Raw genomic sequence first — 15,547 nt, 5'->3', positions numbered from 1 at the left:
CCTGACTTCGGAGAACGCATGATCGATCTCGCCACCGCCCAGCAATTCCTGATGACCCGCGGCCTCGACTTCGGCCTCAACCTCCTCGCCGCGATCGTCTTGTGGTTCGTCGGCCGCTGGGCGATCCGCATCGGTACCCGCCTGCTCGGCAAGGTCGTCCGCCGCAGCGGCAAGGTCGACCCGACGCTCACCGACTACCTGACCTCCGTCGTCGGCGTGTTGCTGACGATCCTGCTGATCCTCGCGATCCTGCAGATCTTCGGCGTGCAGACCACCTCGTTCGCCGCGCTGCTCGCCGGCCTCGGCCTCGCGATCGGCACGGCCTGGGGCGGCCTGCTCGCGCATTTCGCCGCCGGCGTGTTCATGCAGGTGCTGCGTCCGTTCAAGATCGGCGACGTGATCAGCGCGGGCGGCGTCACGGGCACCGTGAAGGAACTCGGCCTGTTCGGCACGACGATCATCACGCCCGACAACATCGTCACGATCGTCGGCAACAACAAGATCTTCTCGGACAACATCGCGAACTACAGCGCAACGTCGCACCGCCGCGTCGACCTGACCGCGAAGATCGCGAACAGCGTCGACGCCGTCGACGCGATCAACCGCCTGAAATCGTCGATCCAGCAGATCCCGAACGTGCTGACCAACCCGGCGCCGGACGTCGGCGTGCTGCAGTTCACGCCGGAAGGCCCGTTGCTGTTCGTGCGCCCGTCCACGGCACCCGAGCACTACTGGCAGGTGTACTGCGACACCAACCGCGTGATCCTCGAGACGTTCCGCGACGCGCAATACCCGACGCCCGAAACGCCGGTCGCGCATCGCAACGCGTAACGGCATCGGCGGACGAAAAAAAGCGTGGCACTCGCCACGCTTTTTTATTGCGCCAAAGAAACGGCAAACGCGCGCTCAGCGCCCGCCCGTCTTCTGCGCATTGTCCGACTGTTTCCCGCGCACCAGCTTCCACACGGCGCCGAGCGCGACCGGCACGATCGCCGCGCCGATCCCGACCAGCACGATCACGTTCAGGTACTGGCGGATGAACGGGATGTTGCCGAAGAAATAACCGAGCAGCACGAGCAGCAGCACCCACACCAGCGCACCGATCACGTTGAAGAGCTGAAAGCGCGCGGCGCTCATCGACGACGCGCCCGCAACGAACGGCGCGAACGTGCGCACGACCGGGATGAAACGCGCGAGCACGATCGTCTTGCCGCCGTGCTTGTCGTAGAACGAGTGGGTCTTCTGCAGCGCGGTGCGGTCGAGGAAGCGCTCGAGCACCGGGATGTGCGTATTGAACACCTTCGGGCCGACCCAGCGGCCGATCAGGTAGTTTACGGTGTTGCCGGAAATCGCCGCGACGAGCAGCAGCACGATCAACAGGCCGACGTTCATTTCGCCCGTCGCCGCGAACGCACCGCCGATGAACAGCAGCGAATCGCCGGGCAGGAACGGGAACACGACGAGCCCCGTCTCGCAGAACACGATCAGGAACAGCACGAGATAGACCCACGCGCCGTACTGCCGGATGAAATCGCCGAGGAAAGCGTCGATATGCAGGACAAGATTGACGAAATGAAGCAGCGTATCCAAATGCGATTCCTCGAAGGCGAGAGGGCCGGAGCGGCCGGAAGAGACCAGACATGGCAGAGGCGCCCGCCAGCCAGGGCGGCGCGCGCAGTGGAGCCATGATACCGAAACTACCTTAAGGCTCCGTGAAAAAACGTAACGGATCGCCGCCCCGGCACGCGGGCGCAGCCTCGCTATAATTCGGCCATGTCCGATATCACCGAAACGGCCGCGGGCGCCGCGCCCGCCCCCGCTCCGCGCCCGCTGCGCGCGATCCAGCCCCTGCCCGACCAGCTGATCAGCCAGATCGCCGCCGGCGAGGTCGTCGAACGCCCGGCGTCGGTCGTCAAGGAGCTGCTCGAGAACGCGATGGACGCCGGCGCGACGTCGCTGCGCATCGTGCTGGAAGAAGGCGGCGTGAAGCGCATCTCGATCACCGACGACGGCTGCGGGATCCCGCCCGACGAGCTGGCGCTCGCGCTGATGCGCCACGCGACCAGCAAGATCCGCTCGCTCGAGGAGCTCGAAGCCGTCGCGACGCTGGGTTTTCGCGGCGAAGCGCTCGCGTCGATCGCGTCGGTGGCCGAGATGTCGATCACGAGCCGGACGGCCGATGCCGCGCACGCGATGAAGATCGACGCGCAGACGGGCGTGCTGTCGCCTGCCGCCGGCTCGACCGGCACGACGATCGAGGTGCGCGAGCTGTACTTCAACACGCCGGCGCGGCGCAAGTTCCTGAAGAGCGAGCAGACCGAATTCGGCCACTGCCTGGAAATGATCCGCCGCGCGGCGCTCGCGCGGCCGGACGTCGCGATCTCGGTGCTGCACAACGGCAAGGCCGTCGAGCACTGGAATGCGACCGAGCCCGCGCAGCGCGTCGCGAAGATCCTCGGCGACGGTTTCGCGACCGCGCACCTGCCGCTCGACGAGCAGGCGGGCCCGCTCGCCGTCTACGGTTGCGCCGGGCTGCCGACCGCCAGCCGCGGGCGCGCCGACCAGCAGTATTTCTTCGTCAACGGCCGTTTCGTGCGCGACAAGCTGCTGACGCACGCGGTGCGCGCGGCCTACGAGGACGTGCTGCACGGCGACCGCTACCCGTCGTACGTGCTGTTCCTCGACCTGCCGCCCGAGGCCGTCGACGTAAACGTGCATCCGTCCAAGATCGAGGTGCGCTTCCGCGATTCGCGCTCGATCCACCAGTACGTGTTCCATGCGGTCCAGCGGGCGCTCGCGCGTCATGCGGGCGCGTCGCCGGAAACCACGGCGGGCGGCCATGCCGCGCATCTCGAGCCCGCGCCGCGCGGACCGTCTTCGTTCCTGGACACGCCGCTCGGGCAGAACCAGGGCCACGCGACGGGCGGCGGCGCCGGCAGCGGCGGCGGTGGCTTCTCGTCGCCGTCGTCCTCGTCGTCAGGCAACACCTGGATGCGCCAGGCGCGCATGACGCAGGGCACGCTGCCCGTCGCGCAGCCGCTGGCGCTCTACGACGCGCTGTTCGGCCGCAAGGACACCGGCGCCGGCACGCCGGACGGCACGACGACCCTCGCACGCGATTCGGCCGGCGCACCCGTCGCGCCCTTGCCGGGCTTCGCCGCCTCGCCGATCGCCGCCACCCCGCACGACGAGCAGCCGCTCGGCTTCGCGCTCGGCCAGATCCACGGCATCTACGTGCTCGCGCAGAACGCATACGGCCTCGTGATCGTCGACATGCACGCGGCGCACGAGCGGATCCTGTACGAACAGTTCAAGAACGCGCTCGCCGACCGCACGGTCGCCGTGCAGTCGCTGCTGCTGCCGATCTCGATGACGGCCACGCCGGTCGAGATCGGCACGGTCGAGGAAGAACGCGACACGCTCGAATCGCTCGGCTTCGACCTGGCGGTGCTGTCGCCGACGACGCTCGCGATCCGCGCGGTGCCGGCGCTGCTGAAGGACGCCGACCTGCAGTCGCTCGCCCGCGCGGTGCTCGCCGACCTGCACGCGTTCGGCGGCTCGCGCGTGCTCACCGAGCGGCAGCACGAGCTGCTCGGCACGCTCGCATGCCATCACGCGGTGCGCGCGAACCGGCGGCTGACGCTCGACGAGATGAACGCGCTGCTGCGCCAGATGGAGGCGACCGAGCGCGCGGACCAGTGCAATCACGGCCGGCCGACCTGGTATCAGCTCACGCTGAACGATCTCGACCGTCTCTTCATGCGCGGCCAATGAGCGCTTCGCTGCACCCCGCTCCAACGACGATCGCCTGCCTGCTCGGCCCTACCGCCTCGGGCAAGACGGCCGCGGCGCTGGCGCTCGCCGCGCGTCGCCCGATCGAGATCGTCAGCGTCGATTCGGCGCTCGTCTACCGCGACATGGACATCGGCACCGCGAAACCGTCGCGCGAAGAACGCGCGAGCGTGCCGCACCACCTGATCGACATCATCGACCCGGCCGACGCGTATTCGGCCGCGGAATTCCGCGCGGACACGCTGCGCCTGATCGGCGAGATCGTCGCGCGCGGCCGCACGCCGCTGCTCGCGGGCGGCACGATGCTGTACTACAAGGCGCTGACGCAGGGGCTCAACGACCTGCCCGGCGCCGATCCGGACGTGCGCGCCCGGCTCGACGCCGACGCCGCGCGCGACGGCTGGCCCGCGCTGCATGCGCGGCTTGCGCAGGTCGATCCCGACACGGCCGCGCGGCTCGCGCCGAACGATTCGCAGCGGATCCAGCGTGCGCTCGAAATCTTCATGCTGAGCGGGCAGCCGATGTCGGCGCTGCTCGCCGCGCCGCGCCGCACGGACGATGCGGCGGCCGCGTACCGCTTCGTACCGGTCGCGCTCGAACCGTCGGATCGCGCGGTGCTGCACGCACGGATCGCGCGGCGCTTCGACGCGATGCTCGAGGCGGGCTTCATCGACGAAGTCGAACGGTTGCGCCGCCGCGACGATCTCCATCCCGACCTGCCGTCGATGCGCTGCGTCGGCTACCGGCAGGCGTGGGAATTCCTCGACGGCGATACCGACTACCGGACGATGCGCGACAAGGGCATTTTCGCGACGCGCCAGCTCTGCAAGCGCCAGATCACGTGGCTGCGCGCGATGCCGGAGCGGATCGTCGTCGACTGCATCGCGCCGGATTCGACGGCCCGCGCGCTCGACGCGCTCGAACGCGTCCTCGACGGCAGCACGCCGGGGAGCTGAACGCGTCAGCCGTCCCGGCGCGCCGCGAGCCGCGCACGGGCGCCGTCGACGATCCACGCGATGCCGCGCTCGAACGCCTCGTCGCCGCTGCGTTGGCGCAGCGCGGCCCATCCCTTCGCGAGCAGCGGATACTCGGCCGCATCCGGCAGCGGCGCCTCGGCGTCGCCGTCCGGTTGCGCCTGCTCCTCCAGCACCCATCCGACCACGAAGCGGCCCAGCGCAACCATCACGTCGACCGCCTCCTCTGGCGCGAAACCCGCTTCGCCGAGCAGCGCGACCTTGCGTTCGATCGAGCTGAAATGCAGCGCCCGCGGCCGCGTCCCGGCATGCAGGCGCGCGCCGTCGCGATAGGCCAGCAGCGCGTGGCGAAAACTGCGCGCGTTGTCGAGAAGCCACGCATCCCACGCGTCGCCCGGCCGCGGCAGCGACGCGTCGTGGCGCTCGAGCATGATCGCCTCCGCCATCGCGTCGAGCAGTTCGGCCTTGTTCCTGAAATGCCAGTACAGCGTCGGCGACTGCACGCCGAGCCGCTCGGCAAGGCGCCGCGTCGACAGTCCATCGATCCCCACTTCGTCCAGCAAGTCGAGCGCCGCGCGCAATACCGTGTCGCGCGTCAGTCGCGCCCCTGTGTCCTTCATCTCTATCACCGATAGGGAAACTATGGAATAATCACCACTCTATCACCGATAGAGTGACCTTCTTGAATCCGTCCCTGATTGCCATCCTGGCCACGGTCCTGCTCGACGCGATCGGCGTCGGGATCGTGATGCCGATCCTGCCCGGGCTGCTGCGCGCGCTCGCCGGCGCGGGCGGCATCGACACCCACTACGGGATCCTGCTCGCGCTGTACGCGTTCGCGCAGTTCCTATGCGCGCCGCTGCTCGGCGTGCTGAGCGACCGTTTCGGCCGCCGTCCGGTGCTGCTCGCATCGCTCGCGGGCGCCGCGCTCGACTATCTGCTGATGGCGCTCGCGCCGACGCTCGCCTGGCTTTACGTCGGGCGGTTGATCGCGGGCATCACCGGCGCGAACGTCGCGGTCGCGACCGCCTACGTGACCGACGTGACGGCCGAACCCGACCGCGCCCGGCGCTTCGGCCAGCTCGGCGCGATGATGGGCATCGGCTTCATCGCGGGCCCGTTGATCGGCGGGCTGCTCGGGGCGCTGCATCTGCGCGCGCCGTTCGTCGCGGCCGCGCTGCTCAATGCGCTCAACCTCGCGCTGGTCTGGCGCGCGCTGCCGGAATCGCGGCCGCGTTCGGCCCGCGAAGGCCGGGCGGCCGGCGCGCTCAACCCGTTCGCGAGCCTGCGCCGGCTGAGCGGCGCGCCCGCGCTTGCGCCGCTGGTCGGCATCTACGTGATCGTGGCGCTCGTGTCGCAAGCGCCCGCGACGTTGTGGATCCTGTACGGCCAGGAACATTTCGGCTGGTCGACGCCGATCGCGGGGCTGTCGCTCGCCGGCTACGGCGCGTGCCACGCGCTTGCGCAGGCGTTCGCGATCGGGCCGCTGATCGCGCGGCTCGGCGAGCGCCGCGCGCTCGCGCTGGGCCTCGCGGGCGACGCGCTCGGGCTCGCGGTGATCGCGTTCGCGACCGCCGCCTGGGTGCCGTTCGCGTTGCTGCCGCTGTTCGCGGCCGGCGGCATGACACTGCCGGCGTTGCAGGCGATGCTCGCGCGGCAGGTCGACGATGCACGCCAGGGCGAACTGCAGGGTACGCTCGCGAGCGTGGCGAGCCTGATCGGCGTCGCGGGGCCGCTGGTCGTCACCGCAACCTATGCGGCGACGCGCGCAACGTGGCCGGGGCTGGTGTGGGCCGCCGCCGCGCTGCTCTACCTGCTGGTGCCGCCCTTGCTGGCCGGCGCGCGTCCGGCGAACGCGCCGCGGCCGTCCGCTTGAGCGTCGGCGGCGCCGCCGCGCTCAACGCACGCGCGTCACGAGATTCGCGTCGCGCACGAGCTGCCAGCGGCCGTCGGTCTTGCGGAAGATCGTCAGCGTAGGGCCCGAGCGGCGAATCGTGTCGCCGCCCGGCGGCGTCGCGTCAATCTCGATGAAATTGCGCATGTACGCCCAGTCGCCGATCACGCGCAGTTCGTCGATCCGGTAACGGCCGTCGATCGTCGGCGCGTGCTCGGCGCCCGCATTCGCGTCGCGCGACGCAGCCGCGAACGCCGCCTTGTCGAACGGCGGCTTGCCGGCCACCATGAAGATCGCGTCGTCGGCGATCAGGTCGAGCACGGTGGCCAGATCGCCGCGCCGGCTCGACACGAACCAGTTTTCCACGAGCGCGCGGATCGCATGTTCGTCTTCGGTCATCGTCGTCCCTCCTTCATCGGCGCGCGTCCGCATGCCGCGCGGCGCCCGAAAAAAAAGCCGCCCGGATCGACTCCGGGCGGCTTTCCTTGCGGCATCTGCTGCTGGCGGCGCGTCAGACCACGACCGTCTGCGCCTCGCCTTCGCGGGTCGCACGCACGGTGCCGATCTTCCACACCTGTTCGCCGGCGGCGGTCAGGTCGGCGATCGCCGCGTCGGCATCGGCCGCCGAGACGATCACGGCCATGCCGATGCCGCAGTTGAACACGCGGTGCATTTCCGCATCGGCGACACCGCCGTGCTCCTGCAGCCACTTGAACAGCGGCGGCAGCGGCCAGGCGTTCTGGTCGAGCTCGGCGGTGAGGCCTTCGCGCAGCACGCGCGGGATGTTCTCGACGAGGCCGCCGCCCGTGATGTGCGCCATGCCCTTCACCGGCAGCTTCTGCATCAGCGCGAGCAGCGGCTTCACGTAGATGCGCGTGGGGGCCATCAGCGCGTCGGCGAGCGAGCGGCCGTGGAAATCGGCCGACAGGTCGGGATTCGCGCGCTCGATGATCTTGCGCACGAGCGAGAAACCGTTCGAGTGGATGCCGCTCGACGCGAGGCCCAGCACCACGTCGCCTTCGGCGATCGTGCTGCCGTCGATGATCTTGCTCTTCTCGACCGCACCGACCGCGAAGCCGGCCAGGTCGTATTCGCCGTCCGGGTACATGCCCGGCATTTCGGCCGTTTCACCACCGATCAGCGCGCAGCCCGACAGTTCGCAGCCCTGCGCGATGCCCTTGACGACCGTGGCGGCCGTGTCGACGTCGAGCTTGCCGCACGCGAAGTAGTCGAGGAAGAACAGCGGCTCGGCGCCCTGCACGAGGATGTCGTTCACGCTCATCGCGACCAGATCCTGGCCGACCGTGTCGTGTTTGTTCAGATGAAACGCCAGCTTGAGCTTGGTGCCCACGCCGTCGGTACCCGACACGAGCACGGGCTCCTGGTACTTCTTCGGCACTTCGAACAGCGCGCCGAACCCGCCGATGCCGCCGAGCACGCCGTCGCGCAGGGTTTTCTTCGCAAAAGGCTTGATCTTGTCGATGAGCGCGTCGCCTGCGTCGATGTCGACACCTGCGTCACGATAGGACAGACCCTGAGCGTCGGGAGCGGATTTCGGAGGATTCATGGGGGAATGCGAGAAGGTCGGTAAAATGCGATTTTACCCGAAGCCGGCCCGTTGGCCGGAATTCCCAGCACCGAATCGTCAGGGATTGCATCTTGGTCAACACGTCCCCGTTTTCATCGCCGAGCCGTCCGCGCCGAAACCCGCGCGGCGCCGTGCGTGCGGCCGCGCGTGAAGCCCACGGATCCGCAAGCCCCCGGGCGCGCCCGGCGTACGGCGCGCGTATTTTCAACCGACCTGCATTGTGACTGTTGTGTCCCGTCAACTGACGCTCGATCTCGGCACGCCGCCGCCCGCCACGTTCGACAACTTCATCATGAACGAGGAGAACGACGAGCTCATCTCGCGCCTGCAGAAGCTCGACCTCGCGCTCGCGGCGGGCCCCGTGCCGGACCGGTCGTTCTATATCTGGGGCGAGCCCGGCAGCGGCCGCACCCACCTGCTGCAGGCGCTCGTGAGCGACGCGTCGTACGGCTATGCGCGCTACCTGACGCCGCAGAGCCCGCTCGGCGCGTTCACGTTCGACCCGCGCATCGGCATCTACGCGATCGACGACTGCGACCGGATGAGCGACGCGCAGCAGGTCGCGCTGTTCAATCTGTTCAACGAAGTGCGCGCGCACCCGTCGAGCGCGTTCGTCGCGGCGGGCCCCGCGGCGCCGCTCGCGCTCGACGTGCGCGAGGATCTCCGCACGCGCCTCGGCTGGGGGCTCGTGTTCCACCTGTCGCCGCCGTCCGACGCCGGCAAGATCGCGGTGCTCAAGCTCGCCGCGAAAGAGCGCGGGATCGCGCTCACCGACGACATCGCCGCCTACCTGCTGACCCATTTCCGCCGCGACATGCCGAGCCTGATGGCGCTGCTCGACGCGCTCGACCGCTTCTCGCTCGAGCAAAAACGCGCGGTCACGCTGCCGCTGCTGCGCCGGATGCTCGCGCGTCCCGGCGACGACATCACACCACCGGGCACGGGCCCGAACCGCTTCGAGTAAAATGCGCTTCCATGACTAATCTGGCACTCTTTGACCTCGATCACACGCTGATCCCCACCGATAGCGACCACGAATGGGGCCGCTTCATGGTGAAGCTCGGCATCGTCGACGCGGAAAGCTTCTCGCGGCAGAACGATCAGTTCTTCGCCGACTACAAGGCCGGCAAGCTCGACATCCACGCGTACCTCACGGCGATGCTCACGCCGCTCGCGAAGTATTCGCGCGCGCAGCTTGCGCAATGGCACGAGCAGTACATGCACGAGGTGATCCGGCCCGCGATGACGCCCGCCGCGCTCGAACTGGTGCGCAAGCACCTCGACGCGGGCGACCTGTGCTGCGTGGTGACCGCGACCAACGAGTTCATCACGCGCCCGATCGCGACCGCGTTCGGCGTCGATACGCTGATCGCGTGCGAGGTCGAGACGACCGACGGGCATCCCGACTCGCCTTACACGGGCCGGCCGACCGGCACGCCGAGCTACCGCGAAGGCAAGATCGTGCGGACCGAAGCATGGCTCGCATCGCTCGGCAAGCACTGGGACGACTTCGCGCACAGCTATTTCTACAGCGACTCGCACAACGACATCCCGCTGCTCGAGAAAGTCACCGACCCGATCGCGACCAACCCTGACGACACGCTGCGTGCGCATGCAAGCACCCGCGGCTGGCGTATCCTCGATCTTTTCTAAACGTCGTGATCAAAAAATTCATCCGCAAGCTGCTCGGTCAGGACGAAACCGGGCAAACGTCTCCCGCAGCGGCCCCGGCCGACGAAGCGGCCCCTGCTGCCCCGCGCGCGCCGAAGGGCGCCCGCGGCGCCGGCACGAAAAAGCCGCGCAGCAACCATGAGCCGACCGTCGTGCCGGCCAGCGTGCACGGCATCAATCCAGCGCTGATCTCGAGGAACGCCGTGCGCGTGACCGACACGCTGCAGCAGGCGGGCTTTCGTGCGTTCATCGTCGGCGGCGCGGTACGCGACCTGCTGCTCGGCATCGCGCCGAAGGACTTCGACGTCGCGACCGACGCGACGCCGACCGAAGTCCAGCGCCTGTTCCGCCGTGCGCGCCTGATCGGCCGCCGCTTCCAGATCGTCCACGTGCAGTTCGGCCAGGAACTGATCGAGGTGTCGACGTTCCGCGCGCTGGTCGACGCGCCGCCCGAGGCCGCCACCGCCGAGCCGCCGAAGCGCCTGAAGCGCGACGAACTCGATCGCCGCACGCATGCGGTCGACGCCAGCGGCCGCGTGCTGCGCGACAACGTGTGGGGCGAGCAGCACGAAGACGCCGCGCGCCGCGACTTCACGATCAACGCGATGTACTACGACCCGTCGACGCAGACGGTGCTCGACTACCACGACGGGATGGCCGACATGCGCGCCCGCCTGTTGCGGATGATCGGCGATCCGGCCACGCGCTTCCGCGAGGATCCGGTGCGGATGCTGCGCGTCGTACGCTTCGCGGCGAAGCTCGGCTTCGAGATCGAGCCGCATACGCGCGAGCCGATCCACGCGCTCGCCGACCTGATCAACAACGTGCCGGCCGCGCGCCTGTTCGACGAGATGCTGAAGCTGCTGCTGTCGGGCCACGCGCTCGCGTGCCTGACGCGGCTGCGCAAGGAAGGCCTGCACCACGGGCTGCTGCCGCTCCTCGACGTCGTGCTCGAACAGCCGCAGGGCGAGAAATTCATCACGCTCGCGCTGAACAACACCGACGCCCGCGTGCGCGCCGGCAAGCCGGTGTCGCCGGGCTTCCTGTTCGCGACGCTGCTGTGGCACGACATGCGCCAGCGCTTCGAGCAATACACGGCCGACGGCGAAATTCCGGTGCCGGCGCTCCATCGCGCGATGGACGACGTGCTCGACATGCAGACCGAGAAACTGGCGATCCACAAGCGCTATTCGGCCGACATGCGCGAAATCTGGGGCCTGCAGCTGCGCCTCGAGAAGCGCTCGGGCCGCAGCGCGATGCGGCTGCTGGAACACCAAAGGTTTAGAGCGGGGTATGATTTCCTCCTGTTACGCTGCGAATCCGGCGAGCTCGATGCGGAAGTCGGACAGTGGTGGACGGATTTCATCGAAGGCGACGCGGCCGCTCGCGAGGCCTTGCTCACGCAGGGCGGCTCGAAGGAAAAATCGCGCCGCAAGCGGCGCCGCCGCGGCGGTGTGCGAAACCGCAAGCCGGGCGAAGGTGCGGCCGAGCAGGTGCCGGATACCTCGGGCGGGTCCGACGACTGACGCGCTCGCCGGCGAACGACGTAGGAAGTGATGCCATGACGGTTGCATATATCGGACTGGGGGCGAATCTCGGCGATGCGCGCCAGACCCTGAAGGACGCGGTGGTGTGCCTCGCGCAGCAGCGCACCATCTCGATCCTCGGCAAATCGAGCCTGTATCGCACGGCGCCCTTCGAAGCGGGCGGCGACGACTACTACAACTGCGTCGTCAAGCTCGATACGACGCTGTCGGCGCGCGAACTGCTCGCGCTTTGCCAGAAGATCGAACATCACTTCGGGCGCGAGCGCCCGTATCGCAACGCGCCGCGCACGCTCGACCTCGACATCCTGCTGTTCGGCGCCGATTCGATCGACGAACCCGACCTGATCGTCCCGCACCCGCGCCTCACCGACCGTGCGTTCGCGCTCGTGCCGCTCGTCGAGATCGAACCGGCGCTCGACATTCCCGCGCGCGGCCGTGCCGACGCCTTCCTCGCCGCCGTGGCAGACCAGCGCGTCGAGAAGGTGCAAACCTGCCAGTGCCCGATGCAGAAGGCGCTCGCTGCCGGCGAAGACGCCGACAAGACCCGCTGCCGATGAACTCCACTCCGCTGACCGTCACCGCACCCGACCTGCGCGCCCCGCACCGTTATCTCGTGATCGAAGGCCCGATCGGCGTCGGCAAGACGACGCTCGCGCGCCTGCTCGCCGAGCGCTGGTCGATGCAGACGCTGCTCGAACGCCCGCAGGACAACCCGTTTCTCGAACGTTTTTACCGTGACACCGCGCGCTACGCGCTGCCCGTGCAGCTGTCGTTCGCGCTGCAGCGCGCGCAGCAGGCGCGTGAGCTGATCGGCGCGCTCGACACGGGCCGCCCCGTCATCGCCGATTTCATGCCGCAGAAGAACGACATCTTCGCGCGGCTGAACCTGCCGGAAGACGAATGGCAGCTGTATCGTGCGGTCGCGACGCACGTCGACGTGCCGCAGGCGCCGTCGCCCGACCTCGTCGTCTATCTGCAGGCAAGCCCCGAAGTGCTGTTCTCGCGCATCCAGAAGCGCGGGCTGCCGATGGAGCTGCAGATCAGCGATGCGTACCTGCGCTCGCTCGTCGACGCGTACAACGAATTCTTCTACCACTACGACCGCACGCCGGTGCTGACGGTCGCCGCGGAACACCTGAACCCGCTGGATTCCCCCGAAGATCTCGCCCTGCTGATCGAGCGCATCGAGACGATGCGCGGCCGCAAGGAGTTCTTCGTCAAGGGCGAGACGACGCGCTGACGCGTCCCGCCTGTCGTTCCTCACTTATCGACCCGGATTTCCCATGACCTATCTCCAGGAATCGAGCCGGCCTGCCGTGACGGTGCCCAAGCTGCAGGCAATGCGCGACGCCGACGAGAAGATCGCGATGCTCACCTGCTACGACGCGAGCTTTTCCGCGCTGCTCGATCGCGCCGGCACCGACGTGCTGCTGATCGGCGATTCGCTCGGCAACGTGCTGCAGGGTCATACGACCACGCTGCCCGTGTCGCTCGACGACATCGCGTACCACACGGCCTGCGTTGCTCGCGCGCAACCGCGCGCGCTCGTCGTCGCCGATCTGCCGTTCGGCACGTACGGCACGCCGGCCGAGGCGTTCGCGAACTCGGTCAAGCTGATGCGCGCCGGCGCGCAGATGGTCAAGCTCGAAGGCGGCGAATGGCTCGCCGATACGATCCGCTTCCTCGTCGAGCGCTCGGTGCCGGTGTGCGCGCACGTCGGCCTCACGCCGCAATCGGTGCATGCGTTCGGCGGCTTCAAGGTGCAGGGCAAGACCGAAGCCGGCGCCGCGCAACTGCTGCGCGATGCGCGCGCGGTCGAGGACGCGGGCGCGCAGCTCGTCGTGCTCGAAGCCGTGCCGACGCTCGTCGCCTCCGAAGTCACGCACATGCTGAAGATTCCGACGATCGGCATCGGCGCGGGCGTCGACTGCTCGGGGCAGGTGCTCGTGCTGCACGACATGCTCGGTGTGTTCCCCGGCAAGCGGCCGCGTTTCGTGAAGGATTTCATGCAGGGCCAGCCGAGCATTCAGGCGGCCGTCGAAGCCTATGTGAGCGCGGTGAAGGATCGGTCGTTCCCCGGCCCCGAGCACTCGTTCTGACGCGTCACCGGCCGGATGTGAAAAAGCGCGGCGCCCTTTACGGGGCGCCGCGCTTTTCGTTGGTGCGCTGAAAGTCCGGTGGCCGGCGCGAGCGCGAGGCCCGCTCCGTCACATCGTCACGTCAACACCGCGTCGAGCGCACCGCGCAATGCATTGGTCAGCAGCAACCCTTGTGCGCGCGCAAGATCGTCGCGGGTCACGACGCGCTCCACCGCGCCGAACGCCCGGTCGTCGAGCAGCACGCCGCGCATCACGCCCGGCAGCACGCCGCACGCCAGCGGCGGCGTCACCCACTGGCCGTCGAGCTTCACGAACAGGTTCGAGCGCCCGCCTTCCGTCACCTCGCCGCGTTCGTTGACGAACAGCATGTCGAAACCGCCGAGCGACTCGGCCGCCTGCCACGCGCGGTCGTATTCGGCACGGCGCGTGGTCTTGTGCAGCAGCAGCGCGTCGCTCGCGCGGGTCGGCGCGAAACCGTGCGCGGACGCCAGCAGTACGCCGACCGGCCCCGCCGGCAGCGGCTTCAGCGGCGCCGCGACGATCTCGATCGTGCCGTCCTTCGCCAGCGCGAGCTTCATCCGGTACGCGCCGTCGCCGTCGAGCGCCGCGCAGCGCGCGTCGATCTCGCGACGCAACGCGTCGGCGTCGAAGCGGAAGCCGAACGCATCCGCGCTGCGCTGCAGCCGCGCGAGGTGTCGATCGAGATGCCGGATGCCGTCCGCACGCGTGGCCGCGGTCGTTTCGAACAACTGGAAACCGGGATCGGCATCCGTCAGGAATCGCGCTTTCAATTCGCACTCCGCATATTCGTCAGCCGCGACGCTGTCGAGCACGATGCCCGCGCCGACCCCCATCGTGCCATGATGCCGCGTTGCCGCACCGGATGGGTCGACACCGGTCTCGGCTCCGTCGAGCGTCAGCGTCCGGATCGCGACCGACAGGCAGAAATCGCCGCAGCCGGCCGCGCGGTCACCCGGCGCGTCGAGCCAACCGATCGCGCCCGTATAAAGCCCGCGCGGCGTCGACTCGATCGCATCGATCAACTGCATCGTCTTGTACTTCGGCGCGCCCGTGATCGACCCGCACGGAAACAGCGCGCGCAGCATCTGCGCGAACGTCGTGCCGTCGCGCCAGCCGGCCTCGACCGTCGACGTCATCTGCCACACCGACGCATACGGTTCGACGGAGAACAGCGCCGGCACCTTGACGGTGCCGGTGCGCGCGATCCGCGACACGTCGTTGCGCAGCAGGTCGACGATCATCACGTTTTCCGCACGGTTCTTCGGATCGCTCGCGAGGAACGCGGCGGCCGCCGCATCGTCGCGCGGATCGGCCGAACGCGGCGCGGTGCCCTTCATCGGCCGCGCGCGCAGCACGTCGCCGTGCTTCTCGACGAACAGCTCGGGCGAGCACGACACGACCCACGCGCCGCCGGGCAGCGCGATCAGCGCGCCGTACCGCACGGGCTGGCGCGCGCGCAGCCGCCGGTACAGTGCGAGCGGCGTGCCGAACACGTCGAAATCGAGCCGGTACGTGTAGTTGACCTGGTAGGAGTCGCCCGCGCGCAGCGCGTCGTGCACCGCGGCGATCGCTGCATCGAACGCGTCGCGCGACACGCTCTTCGCGACATGCGCAACGCCCGCGATCGACGGCGCGCCGCCGCCGTCCTGCCGCGCGAGCCATGCGTCGACCTCGTCGCGCGACAGGCGCTCGCAGCGCGCATACAGCAAAAAGCGCAGCGGGGCCTGGCCCGGCTGCGCCCGTTGCAGGTTGCGTCCGAATTCATAATCGCCGACGACGACCGCGTGCAGCCCGTCGCGCAGGTCCTGCGCGACCGCCGCATCGATGTCGTCGAGCCGCGCCGGATCCGTGCACACGCGTTCGCGCACGAATCCCGAATACAAACGACTCGACCGCGCGGACGCGGTCGAGTCGCAATCGTCCAAGAGCGCGAACGACGCGCTCTCGTTGCCTTCAGTCAT

Annotated in this window: 15 protein-coding genes; 10 read left to right on the top strand and 5 right to left on the bottom strand. The window is 68.8% G+C overall.

The annotated features are described in order from the left end of the window. Nucleotides 1-18: 18 nt before the first annotated feature. Nucleotides 19-831, top strand: a complete 813-nt coding sequence (locus AC1VVG_RS03820; protein WP_034187183.1) for a mechanosensitive ion channel family protein — start codon at nucleotides 19-21, stop codon at nucleotides 829-831. A gap of 75 nt (nucleotides 832-906) precedes the next feature. Here the strand turns inward: AC1VVG_RS03820 and AC1VVG_RS03815 are convergent, their stop codons facing one another. Next, the gene (locus AC1VVG_RS03815) at nucleotides 907-1,590 is read right to left on the bottom strand and encodes a DedA family protein (protein WP_482835265.1); all 684 of its coding nucleotides are present in this window, start codon (nucleotides 1,588-1,590) and stop codon (nucleotides 907-909) included. Between the two features lie 183 nt (nucleotides 1,591-1,773). Here AC1VVG_RS03815 and mutL point away from each other — a divergent pair, with 183 nt between their 5' ends. Together mutL and miaA are read left to right on the top strand one after the other, a co-directional pair. Beyond that, nucleotides 1,774-3,774, top strand: a complete 2,001-nt coding sequence (mutL, locus tag AC1VVG_RS03810) for a DNA mismatch repair endonuclease MutL (protein ID WP_226251587.1) — start codon at nucleotides 1,774-1,776, stop codon at nucleotides 3,772-3,774. After that, the gene (gene miaA / locus AC1VVG_RS03805) at nucleotides 3,771-4,748 is read left to right on the top strand and encodes a tRNA (adenosine(37)-N6)-dimethylallyltransferase MiaA (protein ID WP_482835264.1); all 978 of its coding nucleotides are present in this window, start codon (nucleotides 3,771-3,773) and stop codon (nucleotides 4,746-4,748) included. The genes mutL and miaA overlap by 4 nt, the downstream gene beginning before the upstream one ends. A 5-nt stretch (nucleotides 4,749-4,753) precedes the next feature. Here the strand turns inward: miaA and tetR are convergent, their stop codons facing one another. Then, complete coding sequence (gene tetR / locus AC1VVG_RS03800) at nucleotides 4,754-5,386, bottom strand: tetracycline resistance transcriptional repressor TetR (RefSeq protein WP_482835263.1); 633 nt, start codon at nucleotides 5,384-5,386, stop codon at nucleotides 4,754-4,756. Nucleotides 5,387-5,448: 62 nt separating this feature from the next. On the opposite strand from tetR, the gene tet(64) reads away from it, so the two are divergent. Further along, nucleotides 5,449-6,642, top strand: coding sequence for a tetracycline efflux MFS transporter Tet(64) (gene tet(64), locus AC1VVG_RS03795; RefSeq protein ID WP_226251584.1), 1,194 nt, complete (start codon nucleotides 5,449-5,451; stop codon nucleotides 6,640-6,642). A 21-nt stretch (nucleotides 6,643-6,663) separates the two neighbouring features. On the opposite strand, the gene AC1VVG_RS03790 is transcribed toward tet(64), so the two are convergent. Together AC1VVG_RS03790 and purM are read right to left on the bottom strand one after the other, a co-directional pair. Beyond that, nucleotides 6,664-7,059: a YybH family protein gene (locus AC1VVG_RS03790; protein WP_367189251.1), complete on the bottom strand. Its 396-nt coding sequence runs from the start codon at nucleotides 7,057-7,059 to the stop codon at nucleotides 6,664-6,666. Nucleotides 7,060-7,171: 112 nt separating this feature from the next. After that, entirely contained in the window at nucleotides 7,172-8,227 is a 1,056-nt protein-coding gene (gene purM, locus AC1VVG_RS03785; RefSeq protein ID WP_034187177.1) for a phosphoribosylformylglycinamidine cyclo-ligase, read from the bottom strand. A 250-nt stretch (nucleotides 8,228-8,477) separates the two neighbouring features. Here purM and hda point away from each other — a divergent pair, with 250 nt between their 5' ends. Genes hda through panB form a run of 6 tightly spaced genes read left to right on the top strand, consistent with a single transcriptional unit; the run spans nucleotide 8,478 to nucleotide 13,565 of the window. Continuing rightward, nucleotides 8,478-9,212: a DnaA regulatory inactivator Hda gene (hda, locus tag AC1VVG_RS03780; protein ID WP_034187176.1), complete on the top strand. Its 735-nt coding sequence runs from the start codon at nucleotides 8,478-8,480 to the stop codon at nucleotides 9,210-9,212. 11 nt (nucleotides 9,213-9,223) lie between these two features. Beyond that, a complete protein-coding gene (locus tag AC1VVG_RS03775) occupies nucleotides 9,224-9,901 on the top strand; it encodes a histidinol-phosphatase (RefSeq protein ID WP_049028593.1) in 678 nt (225 codons plus the stop codon). Between the two features lie 5 nt (nucleotides 9,902-9,906). Next, nucleotides 9,907-11,445 (top strand): polynucleotide adenylyltransferase PcnB, encoded by a 1,539-nt coding sequence (gene pcnB, locus AC1VVG_RS03770; RefSeq protein WP_482835262.1) that lies wholly within the window; start codon nucleotides 9,907-9,909, stop codon nucleotides 11,443-11,445. A 35-nt stretch (nucleotides 11,446-11,480) separates the two neighbouring features. Continuing rightward, nucleotides 11,481-12,023: a 2-amino-4-hydroxy-6-hydroxymethyldihydropteridine diphosphokinase gene (gene folK / locus AC1VVG_RS03765; RefSeq protein WP_034187173.1), complete on the top strand. Its 543-nt coding sequence runs from the start codon at nucleotides 11,481-11,483 to the stop codon at nucleotides 12,021-12,023. Further along, nucleotides 12,020-12,706 (top strand): deoxynucleoside kinase, encoded by a 687-nt coding sequence (locus AC1VVG_RS03760; protein WP_034187172.1) that lies wholly within the window; start codon nucleotides 12,020-12,022, stop codon nucleotides 12,704-12,706. Before folK ends, AC1VVG_RS03760 begins: the two co-directional genes overlap by 4 nt. A gap of 43 nt (nucleotides 12,707-12,749) precedes the next feature. Next, nucleotides 12,750-13,565 carry a 3-methyl-2-oxobutanoate hydroxymethyltransferase gene (panB, locus tag AC1VVG_RS03755; protein WP_482835261.1) on the top strand — a complete coding sequence of 272 codons (816 nt, stop codon included), beginning with the start codon at nucleotides 12,750-12,752 and terminating at the stop codon, nucleotides 13,563-13,565. A 116-nt stretch (nucleotides 13,566-13,681) separates the two neighbouring features. Here panB and pabB read toward each other — a convergent pair whose 3' ends face one another. Further along, the gene (gene pabB / locus AC1VVG_RS03750) at nucleotides 13,682-15,547 is read right to left on the bottom strand and encodes an aminodeoxychorismate synthase component I (RefSeq protein ID WP_226227334.1); all 1,866 of its coding nucleotides are present in this window, start codon (nucleotides 15,545-15,547) and stop codon (nucleotides 13,682-13,684) included.

The sequence above is a fragment of the Burkholderia sp. L-4 genome (assembly GCF_056856535.1).
This window is presented reverse-complemented; position numbering and strand designations above follow the sequence as displayed.